Source organism: Haloarcula vallismortis ATCC 29715 (assembly GCF_000337775.1).
Classification (GTDB): domain Archaea; phylum Halobacteriota; class Halobacteria; order Halobacteriales; family Haloarculaceae; genus Haloarcula; species Haloarcula vallismortis.
Genome location: NZ_AOLQ01000042.1, coordinates 43,882 through 57,787, shown reverse-complemented (window position 1 = coordinate 57,787; position 13,906 = coordinate 43,882). Strand labels below are relative to the sequence as shown.

Annotated in this window: 14 protein-coding genes; 7 read left to right on the top strand and 7 right to left on the bottom strand. The window is 62.3% G+C overall.

The window, feature by feature from the left end; all coding sequences use genetic code 11:
- Positions 1–101: 101 nt before the first annotated feature.
- Positions 102–1,616 (bottom strand): Asp-tRNA(Asn)/Glu-tRNA(Gln) amidotransferase subunit GatB, encoded by a 1,515-nt coding sequence (gene gatB / locus C437_RS10860; protein ID WP_004517000.1) that lies wholly within the window; start codon positions 1,614–1,616, stop codon positions 102–104.
- A 105-nt stretch (positions 1,617–1,721) separates the two neighbouring features.
- Here gatB and C437_RS10855 point away from each other — a divergent pair, with 105 nt between their 5' ends.
- From C437_RS10855 to C437_RS10835, 5 genes are all read left to right on the top strand, one after another.
- On the top strand, positions 1,722–2,495 hold the full coding sequence (locus C437_RS10855) for a DICT sensory domain-containing protein (protein WP_004516999.1): 774 nt from the start codon (positions 1,722–1,724) through the stop codon (positions 2,493–2,495).
- Positions 2,496–2,603: 108 nt separating this feature from the next.
- Positions 2,604–2,906, top strand: coding sequence for a DUF7518 family protein (locus C437_RS10850; RefSeq protein ID WP_004516998.1), 303 nt, complete (start codon positions 2,604–2,606; stop codon positions 2,904–2,906).
- A gap of 21 nt (positions 2,907–2,927) precedes the next feature.
- Positions 2,928–6,515 (top strand): chromosome segregation protein SMC, encoded by a 3,588-nt coding sequence (gene smc / locus C437_RS10845; RefSeq protein WP_004516997.1) that lies wholly within the window; start codon positions 2,928–2,930, stop codon positions 6,513–6,515.
- Positions 6,508–7,521 carry a segregation/condensation protein A gene (locus tag C437_RS10840; protein ID WP_004516996.1) on the top strand — a complete coding sequence of 338 codons (1,014 nt, stop codon included), beginning with the start codon at positions 6,508–6,510 and terminating at the stop codon, positions 7,519–7,521. The genes smc and C437_RS10840 overlap by 8 nt, the downstream gene beginning before the upstream one ends.
- 76 nt (positions 7,522–7,597) lie before the next feature.
- Entirely contained in the window at positions 7,598–8,701 is a 1,104-nt protein-coding gene (locus C437_RS10835) for a site-2 protease family protein (RefSeq protein ID WP_004516995.1), read from the top strand.
- A gap of 31 nt (positions 8,702–8,732) precedes the next feature.
- Here the strand turns inward: C437_RS10835 and C437_RS10830 are convergent, their stop codons facing one another.
- Together C437_RS10830 and C437_RS10825 are read right to left on the bottom strand one after the other, a co-directional pair.
- Positions 8,733–9,383, bottom strand: coding sequence for a hypothetical protein (locus tag C437_RS10830; protein ID WP_004516994.1), 651 nt, complete (start codon positions 9,381–9,383; stop codon positions 8,733–8,735).
- A gap of 48 nt (positions 9,384–9,431) precedes the next feature.
- Positions 9,432–9,668 (bottom strand): DUF7576 family protein, encoded by a 237-nt coding sequence (locus tag C437_RS10825; protein ID WP_004516993.1) that lies wholly within the window; start codon positions 9,666–9,668, stop codon positions 9,432–9,434.
- A gap of 94 nt (positions 9,669–9,762) precedes the next feature.
- Here C437_RS10825 and C437_RS10820 point away from each other — a divergent pair, with 94 nt between their 5' ends.
- Positions 9,763–10,032: a hypothetical protein gene (locus C437_RS10820; RefSeq protein ID WP_004516992.1), complete on the top strand. Its 270-nt coding sequence runs from the start codon at positions 9,763–9,765 to the stop codon at positions 10,030–10,032.
- A gap of 209 nt (positions 10,033–10,241) precedes the next feature.
- Here the strand turns inward: C437_RS10820 and C437_RS10815 are convergent, their stop codons facing one another.
- From C437_RS10815 to C437_RS10805, 4 genes are all read right to left on the bottom strand, one after another.
- Complete coding sequence (locus tag C437_RS10815) at positions 10,242–11,192, bottom strand: hypothetical protein (protein ID WP_004516991.1); 951 nt, start codon at positions 11,190–11,192, stop codon at positions 10,242–10,244.
- 405 nt (positions 11,193–11,597) lie between these two features.
- Complete coding sequence (locus C437_RS21230; RefSeq protein WP_074654895.1) at positions 11,598–11,843, bottom strand: hypothetical protein; 246 nt, start codon at positions 11,841–11,843, stop codon at positions 11,598–11,600.
- A 213-nt stretch (positions 11,844–12,056) separates the two neighbouring features.
- Complete coding sequence (locus C437_RS10810) at positions 12,057–12,467, bottom strand: hypothetical protein (protein WP_004516990.1); 411 nt, start codon at positions 12,465–12,467, stop codon at positions 12,057–12,059.
- Positions 12,468–12,500: 33 nt separating this feature from the next.
- Positions 12,501–12,938: a pyridoxamine 5'-phosphate oxidase family protein gene (locus C437_RS10805; RefSeq protein WP_004516989.1), complete on the bottom strand. Its 438-nt coding sequence runs from the start codon at positions 12,936–12,938 to the stop codon at positions 12,501–12,503.
- 193 nt (positions 12,939–13,131) lie between these two features.
- Between C437_RS10805 and C437_RS10800 the strand changes: the two genes are divergently transcribed.
- A complete protein-coding gene (locus C437_RS10800) occupies positions 13,132–13,722 on the top strand; it encodes a HalX domain-containing protein (protein ID WP_004516988.1) in 591 nt (196 codons plus the stop codon).
- Positions 13,723–13,906: the final 184 nt, after the last annotated feature.

The window sequence follows — 13,906 nt, the reverse complement described above, 5'->3', positions numbered from 1 at the left end:
GCTGCCACCTTTTTACTCGTTGGGTTCGCTCGCTGCGCTCGCGAACCACGCCTCGAAAAACGTGGGCGAAAATGCCGCTCACTCCCAACAGTCGTTCGCGGTCAGTTTAGCTCTTCCTGCAACAACCCATTCACGTCGCCAGGGTCAGCGCTCCCGCCGGTCTTTTGCATGACCTGTCCGACAAGGAAGTTGAGCGCGCCGTCCTCGCCGCTGTGGTAGTCCTCGACGGCGTCGGGGTTCTCGTCGATGGCTTCCACGACAGCCTGCTGGACCTCGTCGCCGGAGGTCTTGCCCAGCCCCTCGCGGTCGACGACGGTGTCGGGGTCGTCGCCTGTGTCGAGCATCTCCCGAAGCACGGTCTCATGGGCGTTTTTCGCCGTAATTTCGTCATCGGCGACGAGCTCCACGAGCCGGGTCACCTCGCCGAAACGGTCGTCGATGTCGGTGATGGCCATGTCCCGGTAGTTCAGTTCGCCAAGCAGGTTGTCGGCGACCCACGTCGCGGCCAGATTAGCATCGAAGCGCTCGGCCACGTCCTCGAAGAAATCTGCGACCTGTTTCGTACTCGTGAGCTTCGAGGCGGCTTCCTCGCTGAGACCGTACTCGGCGACGAACCGTTCGCGGCGGGCGTCGGGAAGCTCCGGAATCGGGACCTCGTCCTTCCAGTGGCTTACTCGCAGCGGCGGCAGATCGGCCTCCCGGAAGTAGCGGTAGTCCTTCTCCTCCTCTTTCGAGCGCATCGACACTGTGTTGCCGTGTGTCTCGTTGAAGTGGCGGGTCTCCTGTTCGACGGCGCGGCCCGACTGGATGAGCTTCCGCTGGCGGGACGCCTCGAAGGAGAGGGCCTGCTCCGCGCCCTTGTGGCTAGAGATGTTCTTGACCTCGGTGCGGTTGGCGTCTTCGAGGACCGACTCGTCGATGTCGCCGTCCTCGCTCACCTCACCGGCGTCGACCATCGAGAGGTTCGCGTCGATGCGGAGGCTGCCGTCCCGCGTCGCGTCGAACACGCCGAGGTATTCCAGTACTTCTTCGAGCTTTTCGAGGAACGACCGGACCTCGCCCGGCGCGCGGAAGTCCGGCTCCGTGACGATCTCCATCAGCGGCGTCCCGGCGCGGTTGTAGTCGATGAGCGTGTAGTCTGCGCGCTCGATGGAGCAGGTCCGGGACTCAAGCGGACCGGAGCCTTCGCGGACGTGCTTGATCGAGCCGGGGTCCTCTTCAAGGTGCGCCCGGCGGATGTCGACGCTGCGACGCTCGCTCTCGACGGAGAATTCGAGTTCGCCGTCTTGACAGATGGGGGAGTCGTACTGCGTTATCTGGAAGTTTTTCGGGAGGTCGGGGTAGTAGTAGTTCTTCCGGTGGAAGGTGGTTTCCTCGGGGATGTCGGCGTCGATAGCCTTGCCGACCTTGACAGCGGCTTCGACCGCACCCTCGTTGACCACCGGGAGCGCGCCGGGCAGGCCCAGACACACTGGACAGGTGTGGGTGTTTGGTTCGGCGTCGGCCACGTCGGTCGAACAGCCACAGAAGATCTTCGTCTCCGTCTCGAGCTGGACGTGGACCTCCAGCCCGATGACGGCCGCGAGTTCGCGGGCTTCGGACGCTTGCGCAGTCATTGTCCGGGATTCGGTGGCGTGTGGCTAAAGGCTAACGACCCCATCCGCGGCGACTCGCCCAGCAGGCCCGTATTCGCTCACAATCCTGGTGCCGCCACTTTGAATATGGATAACCGAATGTGTGACGGTGTGACCATATCGGCGTTCATCGATACGGTTTCACTAGCTCGACGGACGCTCACGGTGTTTAACGACGATGAACCCGAGCCGCTGGTCCGGATGCTCAAGCGGATGGTCGACTCACCGGCCGTCGATGTCCGGGCCGGCGAAGTTTCGGCCGAAACGCCGAGAAATGCTGTGGTTGTCGAGGACGCCGACGGCACGGAGCTGGCTGTGTCCTCGATCAGCGAAATCAGTGCCTGTGTGTTGCTCGTCAACTCCGACCTGTATGTCACGGGAACGCGGTCTCTCGACGAGGTCGACACGCCGGGGGCGCTGTTGCATCTCGATGAGGTCCCTTTTACAGTCACTGGCAAGCGGAAGATGCTACTTATCGAGCTCTCGCGGTACATCGAGTCGCTCGGCTGGCAGTCGGATAATAACACACTCCACGCCGGGTTTCAGTACCTCTCTCGGATTGACGACGAGCGCGGGACTCGACGCGTGTACGACCGACTGGCCGACAGCGACACCGACCTACACCTGTACGGCCTGCCGGACCGTGTCTCCGAGCTGCCCGGGAACTCCACTATCCATACCGAACCCCGTGACGAACTGCGGGAGTCCTGGTTCGTCGTCAACACGGACTGTACCGCCGAGATGAAGGGGGTACTCCTCGCCGAGCGGACCGGGCGGAGTCAGTGGCGCGGCTACTGGTCTTTTGATGCCGACCACGTCGACGAAATCTCGGCGTACCTACAGAATCGCTACTCAACATGACACAGACGTACTGTCCGTGCCGCTGTTCTGGCAACTCCGCATGATGTATCAGTCGGACTGCCAATGTCTGACGTAGGTATAAGTGTCCACAATGGCTGGGTTACGGATATGTGCGGCAACCGAGTCGAGGAACTCGAAACGCGCGTCAGAGAACTAGAAGCGTCGGTCGAGGGACTGACCGACGAACTCGTCGAATGCAAGGTCCGTATCCGGGAACTCGAAGCCACCGTCGACGAGGACAACGGATTCAGCGCCGACGAGTCCGACTCGGAAGAATCGGCCGCCACCTCGACGGAGGCCGACACACCTAACACCGAGGATACCAACGAGGTTGATAACAGGGAGGAAGCCGAGGCCGCGTCGGAGACCGAGACTGAAGAGGACTCGGAGTCCGACATCATCGTTGCGTAGGGCTGTCGGCCACACCACCGCATGCATATCAAAGAGCTCGTCCTCGACAATTTCAAGAGCTTCGGACGTAAGACCCGAATCCCGTTCTACGAAGATTTCACTACCATTAGCGGCCCGAACGGCTCGGGCAAGTCAAACATTATCGATGCGATTCTGTTCGCGCTCGGCCTCGCCCGAACCTCGGGCATCCGCGCCGAGAAACTCACCGACCTCATCTACAACCCCGGTCACGCCGACGAAGACGCCGAGTACGACGGCGAACGGCAGGCCAGCGTCGAAGTGATTCTGGCAAACGACGACCGAACACTGTCACGGTCACAGGTCGTCAACGCCGCTGGTACGGAGGACGTGGGTGACGTGGACGAGATCGCAATCAAACGCCGGGTCAAGGAGACCGAGGATAACTACTACTCCTACTACTACATCAACGGCCGCTCGGTCAACCTCTCGGACATTCAGGATCTGCTCGCGCAGGCGGGCGTGACGCCGGAGGGGTACAACGTCGTCATGCAGGGCGACGTGACCGAGATCATCAACATGACCGCCGGCTCCCGCCGAGAGATTATCGACGAGATCGCTGGCGTCGCCCAGTTCGACGCGAAGAAGGCCGACGCCTTCGACGAGCTAGAAGTCGTCCAAGAGCGCATCGACGAGGCCGAGCTCCGTATCGAGGAGAAACAGGACCGACTCGACCAGCTCGAAGACGAGCGCGAGACGGCACTCAAGTACCAGGACCTCCGCGACGAGAAAGAGGAGTACGAGGGGTACCGCAAGGCCGCCGAACTCGAAGACAAGCGCGAGGAACTGGCGGCCGTCGAGGAAACTATCGCCGAGCTGGAGGCGGAACTCCAAGAACTGCAGACGGAACTCGACGAGCGTCAGGGCGCGGTCATCCGGCTGGAAGACGAACTCCACGAGCTCAACGGGGAAATCGAGCGCAAGGGCGAAGACGAACAGCTCGCCATCAAACGCGAAATCGAGGAGATCAAAGGCGACATCTCCCGGCTGGAGGATAAAATCGAGTCCGCCGAGGAGACGGTCGAAGCCGCCGAGAACGAGCGCCGGCAGGCGTTCGTCCAGATCGACCGCAAGCAGGAGACCATCGACGACCTAGAGAGCGATATCCGCGAGACGAAGGTCGCTAAATCAAACATCAAGGCCGACATCGCCGAGAAGGAATCTGAGCTCGCCGAGGTGCAGCAACGCATCGACGAGGTCGGCGAGGAGTTTCAGGAGGTCAAGGACGAACTGGAGGAGAAACGCTCGCGCCTGGAGACGCTCAAAAGCGAGAAAAACGACCTCCAGCGCGAGCAGGACCGCCTGCTCGACGAGGCCCGACGGCGCTCGAACGCCGAAGACGAGAAGCGTGACGCCATCGAAGACGCCGAGGCCGAGATTCCGGACCTCGAAGCCGACATTGAGGACTTACAGACGGAACTTGAGAAGGCCGAGAAGAACAAGGCGACTATCGGCGAGGTCGTCGACGACTTACGCGCCGAGAAGCGAGAACTCCAGTCTGATTTGGACGAGCTGGAAGACGAAATCAGCGCGAAACAGCAGGAATACGCCCAGCTCGAAGCGAAGGCCGGCGAGGACGGCGACTCCTCGTACGGCCGCGCGGTGACGGCAATTCTCAACGCCGGCCAGGACGGCGTCCACGGCACCGTCGGCCAACTTGGCGGCGTCGACCCCGAGTACGCTACGGCCTGTGAGACGGCCGCCGGCGGGCGACTCGCCCACGTCGTCGTCGACGACGACAGCGTCGGCCAGCGCTGCATCGAATACCTCAAATCACGTAGCGCCGGTCGGGCGACGTTCCTGCCGATCACACAGATGCAGAACCGCTCGCTGGGCTCGCTGCCCAGCGCCGACGGCGTCATCGACTTCGCGTACAACCTCGTAGATTTCGACCGTGAGTACGCGGGCATCTTCTCGTACGTCCTCGGTGACACCGTCGTCGTCGACAGCATGGACACCGCTCGCGAACTAATGGGCAACTACCGGATGGTCACACTCGACGGCGACCTCGTCGAGAAGTCCGGCGCGATGACCGGGGGTTCCTCCTCGGGCACGCGCTTCTCGTTCTCCGGCGGCGCAGGCAAGCTCGAACGGGTCGCCACGCGCATCAACGAACTCGAAGACGAGCGGGCGGACGTGCGGGAGGACCTGCGGGACGTAGAGGAGCGCCTCGACGACGCCCGCGACCGCGAGTCTGACGCGACAGAGCAGGTCCGGGACATCGAGACGAGCATCGAACGCAAGCAGAGCGCCCTCGAAGAGACCCGCGACCGAATCGAGCAGCTGGAAACCGACCTCGAAGAGATCGCCGCGGAGCGTGAGGACGTGGCCGACCAGATGGACGAGCTGGAGGCCGACATCGAATCGAAGACCGAGGAAATCGACGCGCTCCAGTCCGACATCGACGAGCTCGAAGCCGAGGTCGAAGACTCCGAACTGCCGGACCTGACCGACCAGCGCGAATCCATCACGGACGACATCGACGCGCTGGAGGACCGGCAGGGCGAACTCGACGCGGAACTCAACGAGTACGAACTCGAAAAGCAGTACGCCGAGGACGCTATCGAAGACCTCCACGACGACATCGAGGCGGCACAGAACCGCAAGGCCGAACACGAGGAGCGCATCGACGACCTCGAAACAAAGGTCGCCGAGAAGCAGGAACTGAAAGCCGAGAAGGAGCAGGCCGTCGCCGACCTCGAAGAGGAGCTGGCCGAACTCAAGTCCGAACGTGAGGACCTGAAAGCCGACCTGCAGGAGGCAAAGGAGGCTCGGGACGAGCAACAGGCCGCCGTCTCCGATATCGAGCGGGACCTCGAATCCGAACAGGAGACGCAGGAGCGTCTGGAGTGGGAAATCGACGAACTCGAAGCGCAGGTCGGCGACTACGACCCGGAAGACGTGCCCGACCACGACACGGTCGAGCGGGAGATTGACCGGCTCGAAACGGAGATGGAGACGTTAGAGCCGGTCAACATGCGCGCCATCGAGGAGTACGACCGCGTCAACGACGACCTGCAGGAACTCGAAGACAAGAAGGCGACGCTCGTCGAGGAGGCCGACGGCATCCGCGAGCGCATCGACACCTACGAGGCCCGCAAGAAGGAGACGTTCATGGAGTCGTTCACGGAGATCAACGACCAGTTCCAGAACATCTTCGAGCGGCTCTCGAACGGCACTGGCCACCTTCACCTCGAAAACGAGGACGACCCCTTCGAGGGCGGGCTGACGATGAAGGCCCAGCCGGGCGACAAGCCGATTCAGCGCCTGAACGCGATGTCCGGCGGCGAGAAGTCGCTGACTGCGCTGGCGTTCATCTTCGCCATCCAGCGGCACAACCCTGCGCCGTTCTACGCGCTCGATGAGGTGGATGCCTTCCTCGACGCGGCCAACGCCGATCTCGTCGGCGAACTGGTGGACGAACTCGCCGGCGACGCCCAGTTCGTCGTCGTCTCGCACCGCTCGGCCATGCTGGAGCGGTCCGAGCGGGCCATCGGTGTGATGATGCAGGGCGACAACGTGAGCGCCGTGACCGGCATCGACCTCTCGGGCGAGGGCGACGGTGACGAGGAGGTACCAGCTGATGACTAGCGAGGAGAGCGAGCCGCCCCGCGGCTCGAAATCGCGAACGGGGAGCGACGCGACCCGTGAGCCAGAAGATGATGATGACATTCCGCTCGACATCACCGGCCACGAGGACCGCGAGCCGCCCGGTGAGTCGGGTGACGCCGCGGCACTACTGGGTGAGTCCGCCGATGCAGATGACGATACGGCGCGGGACAGTTCCGAGCACGACTCTGCCGACAGCAGTGAGGACGAGGATGTCGAACCGGTCGAGGTACTGGTCCAACTGGCGGACGACGGCGAAATCGACCCCTGGGACATCGACGTGGTGCGGGTCACCGACAAGTTCCTCCAGCGCATCGACGACGCGGACCTGCGCACGTCGGGGCGGGCGCTGTTCTACGCGAGCGTCCTCATCCGGATGAAAAGCGACGCGATGCTCGGGGAGGGCGAGGACGAGGAGGAACCGGCCGAGCCATGGGAGCAGGCGATGCACGAAGACGCGCCCATCGAGGAGCCGGACCCCTTCGCCGCGCTGGAGTCGGAGATGGACCGGCGGCTCGAACGCCGCCGTGCCCGCGGAATGCCACAGACGCTAGACGAACTTGTCCGGGACCTCCGGGACGCCGAGCGCGACTCGTGGTGGAAAGAGTCCCGGGAGTACGACACCAGTGACTCCCCGAGTGGTTTCGACCGCGGAACACAAGAGCTGGACTACCGCGGGGCCGACGACATGCGACTGGACGAGGAACCGTCGGCGGCCGACGTGACCGGGACGGCCCACGCAGAGAACATCGACGACATCATCGCCGACGTTCACGACGCTGTCCGCGAGCAGTACGACAAGGGCCGCGAGGAGGTGCTGTACCGCGAGGTCGACACCGCCGGCGGGACCCGCGTCGAGACGTTCCTCGGACTGCTCTTTTTAGCCCATCGCGGTCAGGTCCGACTCCAGCAGGACGACCTCTTCGGTGACCTCTGGATTCAGGACCCAAGCGCCGCGACCGGGTCGGACGAAGCCGTCGCGGACTGACTGGATCAGCCCCGACCCCGTGGGTACAGTGGGGCCAGCAAACAGGTTCAAACGGATCGAACCCTAAACAGAAGTAATGGCGACACAGTCCTCGCCGCCGGAGTTACCGGACCCGGAAACGCTCGCAGATACGTTCCACGTGTACGAGATCGACAGGACCGCCGAGGACGGCGTCCGGTACTACGGCGAGCCGATGACCGAGTCCGAGCAGGTCATCAACCGAATCGCGCCGGCGTTCCGTCAACGCGGGTACCGCGTCGCGCTCAAGCGGGAGATGGGCGAGTGGGTTCTGGTCGCACGGGAGCGCTCCCTCGGTGTTAATGGCGTTCCATGGCTGAACGTTGGGCTGGCCGTCCTGACGCTGGCGTCGACGCTGTACGCCGGGACCCGCTGGTACGGGCTGTCTGTTCTCGAAGACCCGACAGCACTGCTGCAAGCATGGCCCTTCGCCGCGGCGGCACTGGGGATCCTCGCCGTCCACGAGTTCGGCCACTACGTCATGAGCCGCTACCACGAGGTGGAGGCGAGCCTGCCGTACTTCCTGCCGTTCCCGAACGTCCTCGGGACGCTGGGTGCGGTCATCAGCATGAACGACCATATCCCCGACCGCAAGGCGCTGTTCGATATCGGCGTCGCCGGGCCGCTGGCGGGCCTCGTTGCGACGGTCATCGTGACCGCCATCGGCGTGACGCTCCCGCCGGTGGAGGTGACACGCGGTATTGTCACGAACATCGAACTCGGCTACCCGCTGTTACTGCAGGGTATCGCCGCAGCAATGGGTGAACAACTGGAGTACGCGAACCCCCAGCTCCTCCCGAACCCGGTCGTCATCGGCGGCTGGGTAGGTGCGTTCGTGACCTTCCTGAACCTTCTGCCGGTCGGCCAACTCGACGGCGCACACGTCGCCCGGTCGCTGTTCGGCGACCGCCTGTCGCTGGTCCAGCTAGCCGTCCCCGTCGCCCTGTTCGGCCTCGCGGGCTACCTCGTCGCCTTCGAAGGGGGCCGCGCGGCCGGGCTGTGGGCGTTCTGGGGAATTCTGGCGCTGGTGTTCGGGCGGCTTGGCTCCGCGACGCCGCTGGACGAGACGCCGCTGGGACCGGGTCGCTGGGCTATCGGCCTGGTGACGTTCGTTCTGGGGATGCTCTGTTTCGTCCCGGTGCCGCTCGTCATCACGATGTAGCGCTCCGCCGCCTGTTCTTGCCGCTGGTGACTCACAGCCCGTACGGGTCGTATTCGGGCCTGTTGTCCACGTCGGCAGCAAGATCATATCGCTCCCGGAACTCAGTCAGTAGGGTGTCAGCGCCAGCGGTGAACAGCACGGCGACGCCGTAGGGTCGGGAGTACGAGTCGGCATCAGGCGGGTCGGGGTCGATGAAGATAGCATTCGTCGGTGGTTCGCCGAGACCGGGAAGTTCGGTCAGCAGTGACTCCATCGGCACGAGGCCGGTGAGCACACTCGGGACGAACGTACCGCCGGGTAGCGGCGCGCGCGGCTGAACGAAGCATTCCGCGACCGGCTCGCCGTTCTCTTCGAGCACAGTGCTTGCCGGGCGTTCGAGCCCGGGCTCCCAGAGGTCAGCCGCCACTGCCGGAATTTCGGCGTCAACGGCGAAATCCATCGTAACGCGGTCACGCCGCTCGAAGGAAAGCAGCGACCAGGCCTCATCCGAATCGTCGGGGTCGCCACCCAGCGTCGCCTCGACGAGATCGCCTGTCCGGAGGTCGTCGACTGCCGGCTGTCGCTCGCCGTAGCCGGACTGGTACACGGTGTAGAGCCGCGTTGCATCGGTGTCGAACAGATTGATGTGCGGGACCGCGTCGACGACCCGGTAGACCCTGAACACGCCCGTGTGCTCATCCATATGCTCCCGACGCGCTCCATCGTCAAGACTCCGTGGACTCGACGCCGCTCAGGCAGCCGTCATGAGTTTGAGCCACTCTGTCAGGCAGTCGTCGCTACAGTGGTGGTGGCGCTGTCGGTCGCCGGTCGTGTCCAGCACACCGACGACAAGGTGCCAGTCGTCGGCGTACACGTGACCGCCACAGACCACGCAATCGCGCACTGTTTCGTCGTCTGATTGCTTCCCGACCGACACCGTCTCGACGTAGTAGGTCCCTCCGAGAGCGTAGGGCGTTGGCAACTCCATCGGCGAAGTCTGGGGACTACACACGCCTAAATGATAGGGGCAAACCGACCGGTCTGTCACAACACCGAGGTAGCTTCGGCTCTAAGTCACTGATATGAGTCAATCCACGGACCTTCCAGATCCGGACCCGGAACAGCTCCGCATGGCCATCGAACGGCTGCTTGACGAGACGGTTGACCGCAACGAGCCGCTCCACCTCTCGGCCGATGAGCTGTCTGTCTCTATTCCGATGCAGTTCGGCTCGGATTCCCCGCAGGCGACGTGGCGGTTCGACGGCGACGTGACAATCTCAGTCGATGGTGTTAGGGGGCCACTCAGAGAGTGGGTCGAACTCGTTGACAGCCGGTCTACGGACACAGAATGAGCCAGCACGACGCGAAAGGCGTCCCCCAGCAGACCGTCTGCGGTGTGGAGGTGTCGCCCGTTGGTGTGAAATAGACCACAGTTCTTACGGTCCCCTCTCATTTCGGTGTAGTCCAATCGCCGAGTGGACACGGCGGGATGCCACCAACTGTGTCTGTCAACGGAATCTCCTGGTCCTTGCCGCCGTGTCTGCCGGCATACCCCCTTTTGCTAGTCGTTGTTGACCGTCCACACCCCGTATGTCGCGAGGCACGCAACGAACGCGATCGTGCCGAGTTTCCCGCCGAACCCTGCGAGATACGGCATCGTTCCGACGTAGAGTCCGCCAGCGAGCAGCCCGGCGATGAACGTTACCCCCGCAGTCGGCAGCCGGTCGGGGCTGACCATCCCGACGAACGAGGCACAGAATGCCACAGCGGCGACCTGCCCACCTGCCGGCAGCAGCGCCGGCGCAAGCAGGCCGATGACCAACCCGACGACGGCCGACCCGATAACTGGACCGTGGTCGAGACGGACGCTTACAACGAAAGCCACGGCCGCAGCGATACCCGCCGCTACGACGAGCCCAGTTGCCGTTGCAGGCGTCGGTAGCGCCGCTGGTTCAGCCGGGCCCGTGCCTGTCATTAGTGCGACTATTCCACACCCGGCGAACGCCGTCGTGCCGAGCTTGCCGCCGAATCCGTCGAATACGTGTTTCGCCGCGACGAAGACGACGCCTGCCACGAGGCCTGCACCCGCGACTGCTTGAAGATCTGAAAAGATGCCGGGACCGACCATCCCGACGAACGAACCACAGTACACCGGAGCTCCGTATGCAGGGACGAACAGCCCGGCGAGCAGCCCGACGAGCGCTGAGGCAACCACTGGCCCCAGTCCGGCCTGTACCGCGAGCCAGCGCGTGACCGGTGCGGCAACCGCGACGGCGTGCAGATTCATGATGTCGGTCTCTGTCACGACGAATCCGCCGTCAGTTACCACACGCTGGGTCTCCCGGGTGGTGACATAGCCGACACAGATAGCCGGGAGACAAGCAAGTGTGATGATCCACGGGAGAGACTGGGTATGTACCAACCTGGCGACGCCGCTCGCAGCCGCGACCGTGACAGTCAACGCTGTCATCGCGAGGGTCACTGCACCGAGGAGATGCACCGTCCGTCGCATGCGGCGAGGTAAGTAATAGCGACGGAATCAGCCCTTCCCTACATATACGGGCCCTACACCGAGTCCGTATCCTGTGGGTGTCGATGCTTATCCGACAGCGACATCGGGGGCGTACCTGGATCCCAGCATCGGGGTCCGGACTGCTTGTCGAGACCGACGCGTACACCGATGATCCAGGACGCTTCTCATACTGTCGGCTGTACGTGACAACTACTGTCCTCTCGGGGTGGCAAATATTTACATGAAAGCACAGCCAGCAGTACCAGACCCCGAACCCGAACAAGAGGCACTTCTCAGAACAGAGTGTGGCTACTCAGCGCCACAGCGGTCACAACAGAAGGGCACTACCGCAACTAGCTACCAACGGCTGACCCAGCTCCATCGATCGCTGTTCACTAGGGCCGTTTAATCGTCGCCTCTGTGTGCGTGGCCGACGAGCAGTGACACGGCGTTACAGACGACGAGTGCGATGAACGCGGTCCGGGTCGCCCCGGAGTGCAGGCCGGTAATCAGCAGCGGGAGATAGAGAAACGGGAGCGCAATTGCTGTCCAGAACGCGATACCACGAACGGCAGCGACGAACGGCTCGTCGAACTCCGGTATAGACTCATCAAACTGGGCGAGTAATTCGTATGCAGACGAAATTGATATGTGGGGGGCTATCCACGGCTTCTACTGGAGATAGCTTATAACCTCTAGAGGTTTCCGGCCGTTTCGCTTCGTTTCACGCACAGCGACACCCCAGTGGTTCATTTTATTACCGGCTGAGCGGTGGTTAAACGTTTCATCGGCGGCGCAGACATAGTGTGATACTCTGTGCCACTTTCAATCTTGGTGACAGATAGGGTTGGCGCGTACAACTGATTACGGTCCGAGTAGTGATATGGTTACGTCGTGTTCTGTGCCCGCTAGTGTCGTGCTATCGACGACGTGGTCCGGCAGGGACGCCCGCCACTCCGCGAGCCGCTGCTCGTGGTAGGTCCGATGTCGTTCCACCGAGTACGTCTCGTCGTCCGCGTTCCGAAGCTCGTCGGCGGTGTCGTCGGGTGTCGGATACGACGGTGCGTCCGTAGCCAGTAGCGAGTCGGGCTCGATCTGAATCGGTTCGTCGTCGTCGTCGGGCTGGACGACGTGGAGACGCCCCCGCATCCGACCGCTGAATGGTGGTGTGACGCGTAACACTGTCTCTGACCCGTCGGCAGTCGCTTCAATGGCTGCGACGAGGTCAGTTGCGTTTATCGCGATTGATTTGATGTCTGTTGGGTCCGTGTCCATTGTTGAGTCTGTGGGTTCCATTGGTTCAGGCTGTTACATTCGGCTGCTGTAGTCCCATGTGTGGAGTCTGTCGGGCGTAATCGTGATCTGTATCTCGCGGCGGTCTGGTGCAAGCAGCCGTTCGGCCAGCGGCGAGTCAGTGCCGCCAAGATATCGGTGCAATAAGTCGGTGAGGACCGTTTTATCCTCGTCAGCTGTCATCGTCGCTGTCCCGTTGCCTCTGACGCCGCAGTACGGCGGCTCGTTCGTAGAGACTTCGAACGAGACATCGGCGTCGTAGTCGAGGTAGTCGACAACTGCCGCGTCCGCCCCGGTTGCACACTCGAAAACACCGTCAACGAACCGGTACCACAGCGAGAGCATCCAGGGCCTGTCTGCGGGCGTTCGGCACCCGAGACGGAGCGGCACAGTTTCCGTGTCGAGAAACTGTTCCAGCTCCGCGCGCGTCCACGGTCCGGAGACGGTCACCATACACACAGCGTACGGTCGCCGCTATGTTAACATCTCTGGCATGAGTCACTACACTGTGACAGGAGAGCTGTACGAACGTGTTAACAGAGCAACTACTATATTCTCAGAATCGATAATCTGCTGGGTAGCTTTATCTTGCTGTTCAGGAAAGTCATCGTGAGAGCAGTACGTCAGCCGACAGGAGGGATAACAAGTGCAAAAGCGAGGTGAGACGGAGGAAGCAACGGTACTCGTCGTCGACGATGAGCAAGATATTGCGGACCTGTATTCGACGTGGCTGCTGACCGCACACGACGTTCGGACCGCACACAGCGGTTCGGAAGCGCTCCAGTTAGTCGACGCGTCCGTCGATGTCGTTTTTCTGGACCGGCAGATGCCTGATATGAGCGGTGACGAAGTCCTCGATACCATCGCAGAACGGGGTATTGACCCGACGGTGGTGATGGTAACGGCTGTTGACCCGGACTTCGACATCGTCGAGATGCCCTTCGACGAGTACCTGACCAAGCCAGTTAGCCGCGCGGACCTCCTCGATACTGTCTCGGAGATGCTTGTTCGGACCACATACGACAGTCAGGTCCAGGAGTACTTCGCCGTGGCTTCGAAGAAGGCAACGCTAGAAACGCAAAAAACCAGGCCGAAACTCGAAGCGAGCGACGAGTACCAGACTGTCAACGAACAGTTCCACGAACTCCGTGAAAGAGTCGACGCCACGGCCGCAGAGATTGACGATTTTGAGTCTGTTTTTCAGCAGTTCCCCGGCAGCGGCCTCTCGTCTGGCTAATCACTGCCGATTCTCCGGTAAGACCGCAATATAACCTCCGGAACAGCCATGCCGAACATAATGGCGTTTGAGCGCCACTCGCCGCTGCAGCGACCTGCTCGCTCGGAACACCACTGCTTGAACTGATATAGCGCCGTCTGAGCGGCCCGTGACAGAGACTTCAGTGACTACTGGTCGATGATAT

Bases quoted from the DNA above. Each gene is read 5' to 3' on its own strand.
- gatB (WP_004517000.1), bottom strand. From the start codon at position 1,616: ATGACTGCGCAAGCGTCCGAAGCCCGCGAACTCGCGGCCGTCATCGGG.
- C437_RS10855 (WP_004516999.1), top strand. From the start codon at position 1,722: ATGGATAACCGAATGTGTGACGGTGTGACCATATCGGCGTTCATCGAT.
- C437_RS10850 (WP_004516998.1), top strand. From the start codon at position 2,604: ATGTGCGGCAACCGAGTCGAGGAACTCGAAACGCGCGTCAGAGAACTA.
- smc (WP_004516997.1), top strand. From the start codon at position 2,928: ATGCATATCAAAGAGCTCGTCCTCGACAATTTCAAGAGCTTCGGACGT.
- C437_RS10840 (WP_004516996.1), top strand. From the start codon at position 6,508: ATGACTAGCGAGGAGAGCGAGCCGCCCCGCGGCTCGAAATCGCGAACG.
- C437_RS10835 (WP_004516995.1), top strand. From the start codon at position 7,598: ATGGCGACACAGTCCTCGCCGCCGGAGTTACCGGACCCGGAAACGCTC.
- C437_RS10830 (WP_004516994.1), bottom strand. From the start codon at position 9,383: ATGGATGAGCACACGGGCGTGTTCAGGGTCTACCGGGTCGTCGACGCG.
- C437_RS10825 (WP_004516993.1), bottom strand. From the start codon at position 9,668: ATGGAGTTGCCAACGCCCTACGCTCTCGGAGGGACCTACTACGTCGAG.
- C437_RS10820 (WP_004516992.1), top strand. From the start codon at position 9,763: ATGAGTCAATCCACGGACCTTCCAGATCCGGACCCGGAACAGCTCCGC.
- C437_RS10815 (WP_004516991.1), bottom strand. From the start codon at position 11,192: ATGCGACGGACGGTGCATCTCCTCGGTGCAGTGACCCTCGCGATGACA.
- C437_RS10810 (WP_004516990.1), bottom strand. From the start codon at position 12,467: ATGGACACGGACCCAACAGACATCAAATCAATCGCGATAAACGCAACT.
- C437_RS10805 (WP_004516989.1), bottom strand. From the start codon at position 12,938: ATGGTGACCGTCTCCGGACCGTGGACGCGCGCGGAGCTGGAACAGTTT.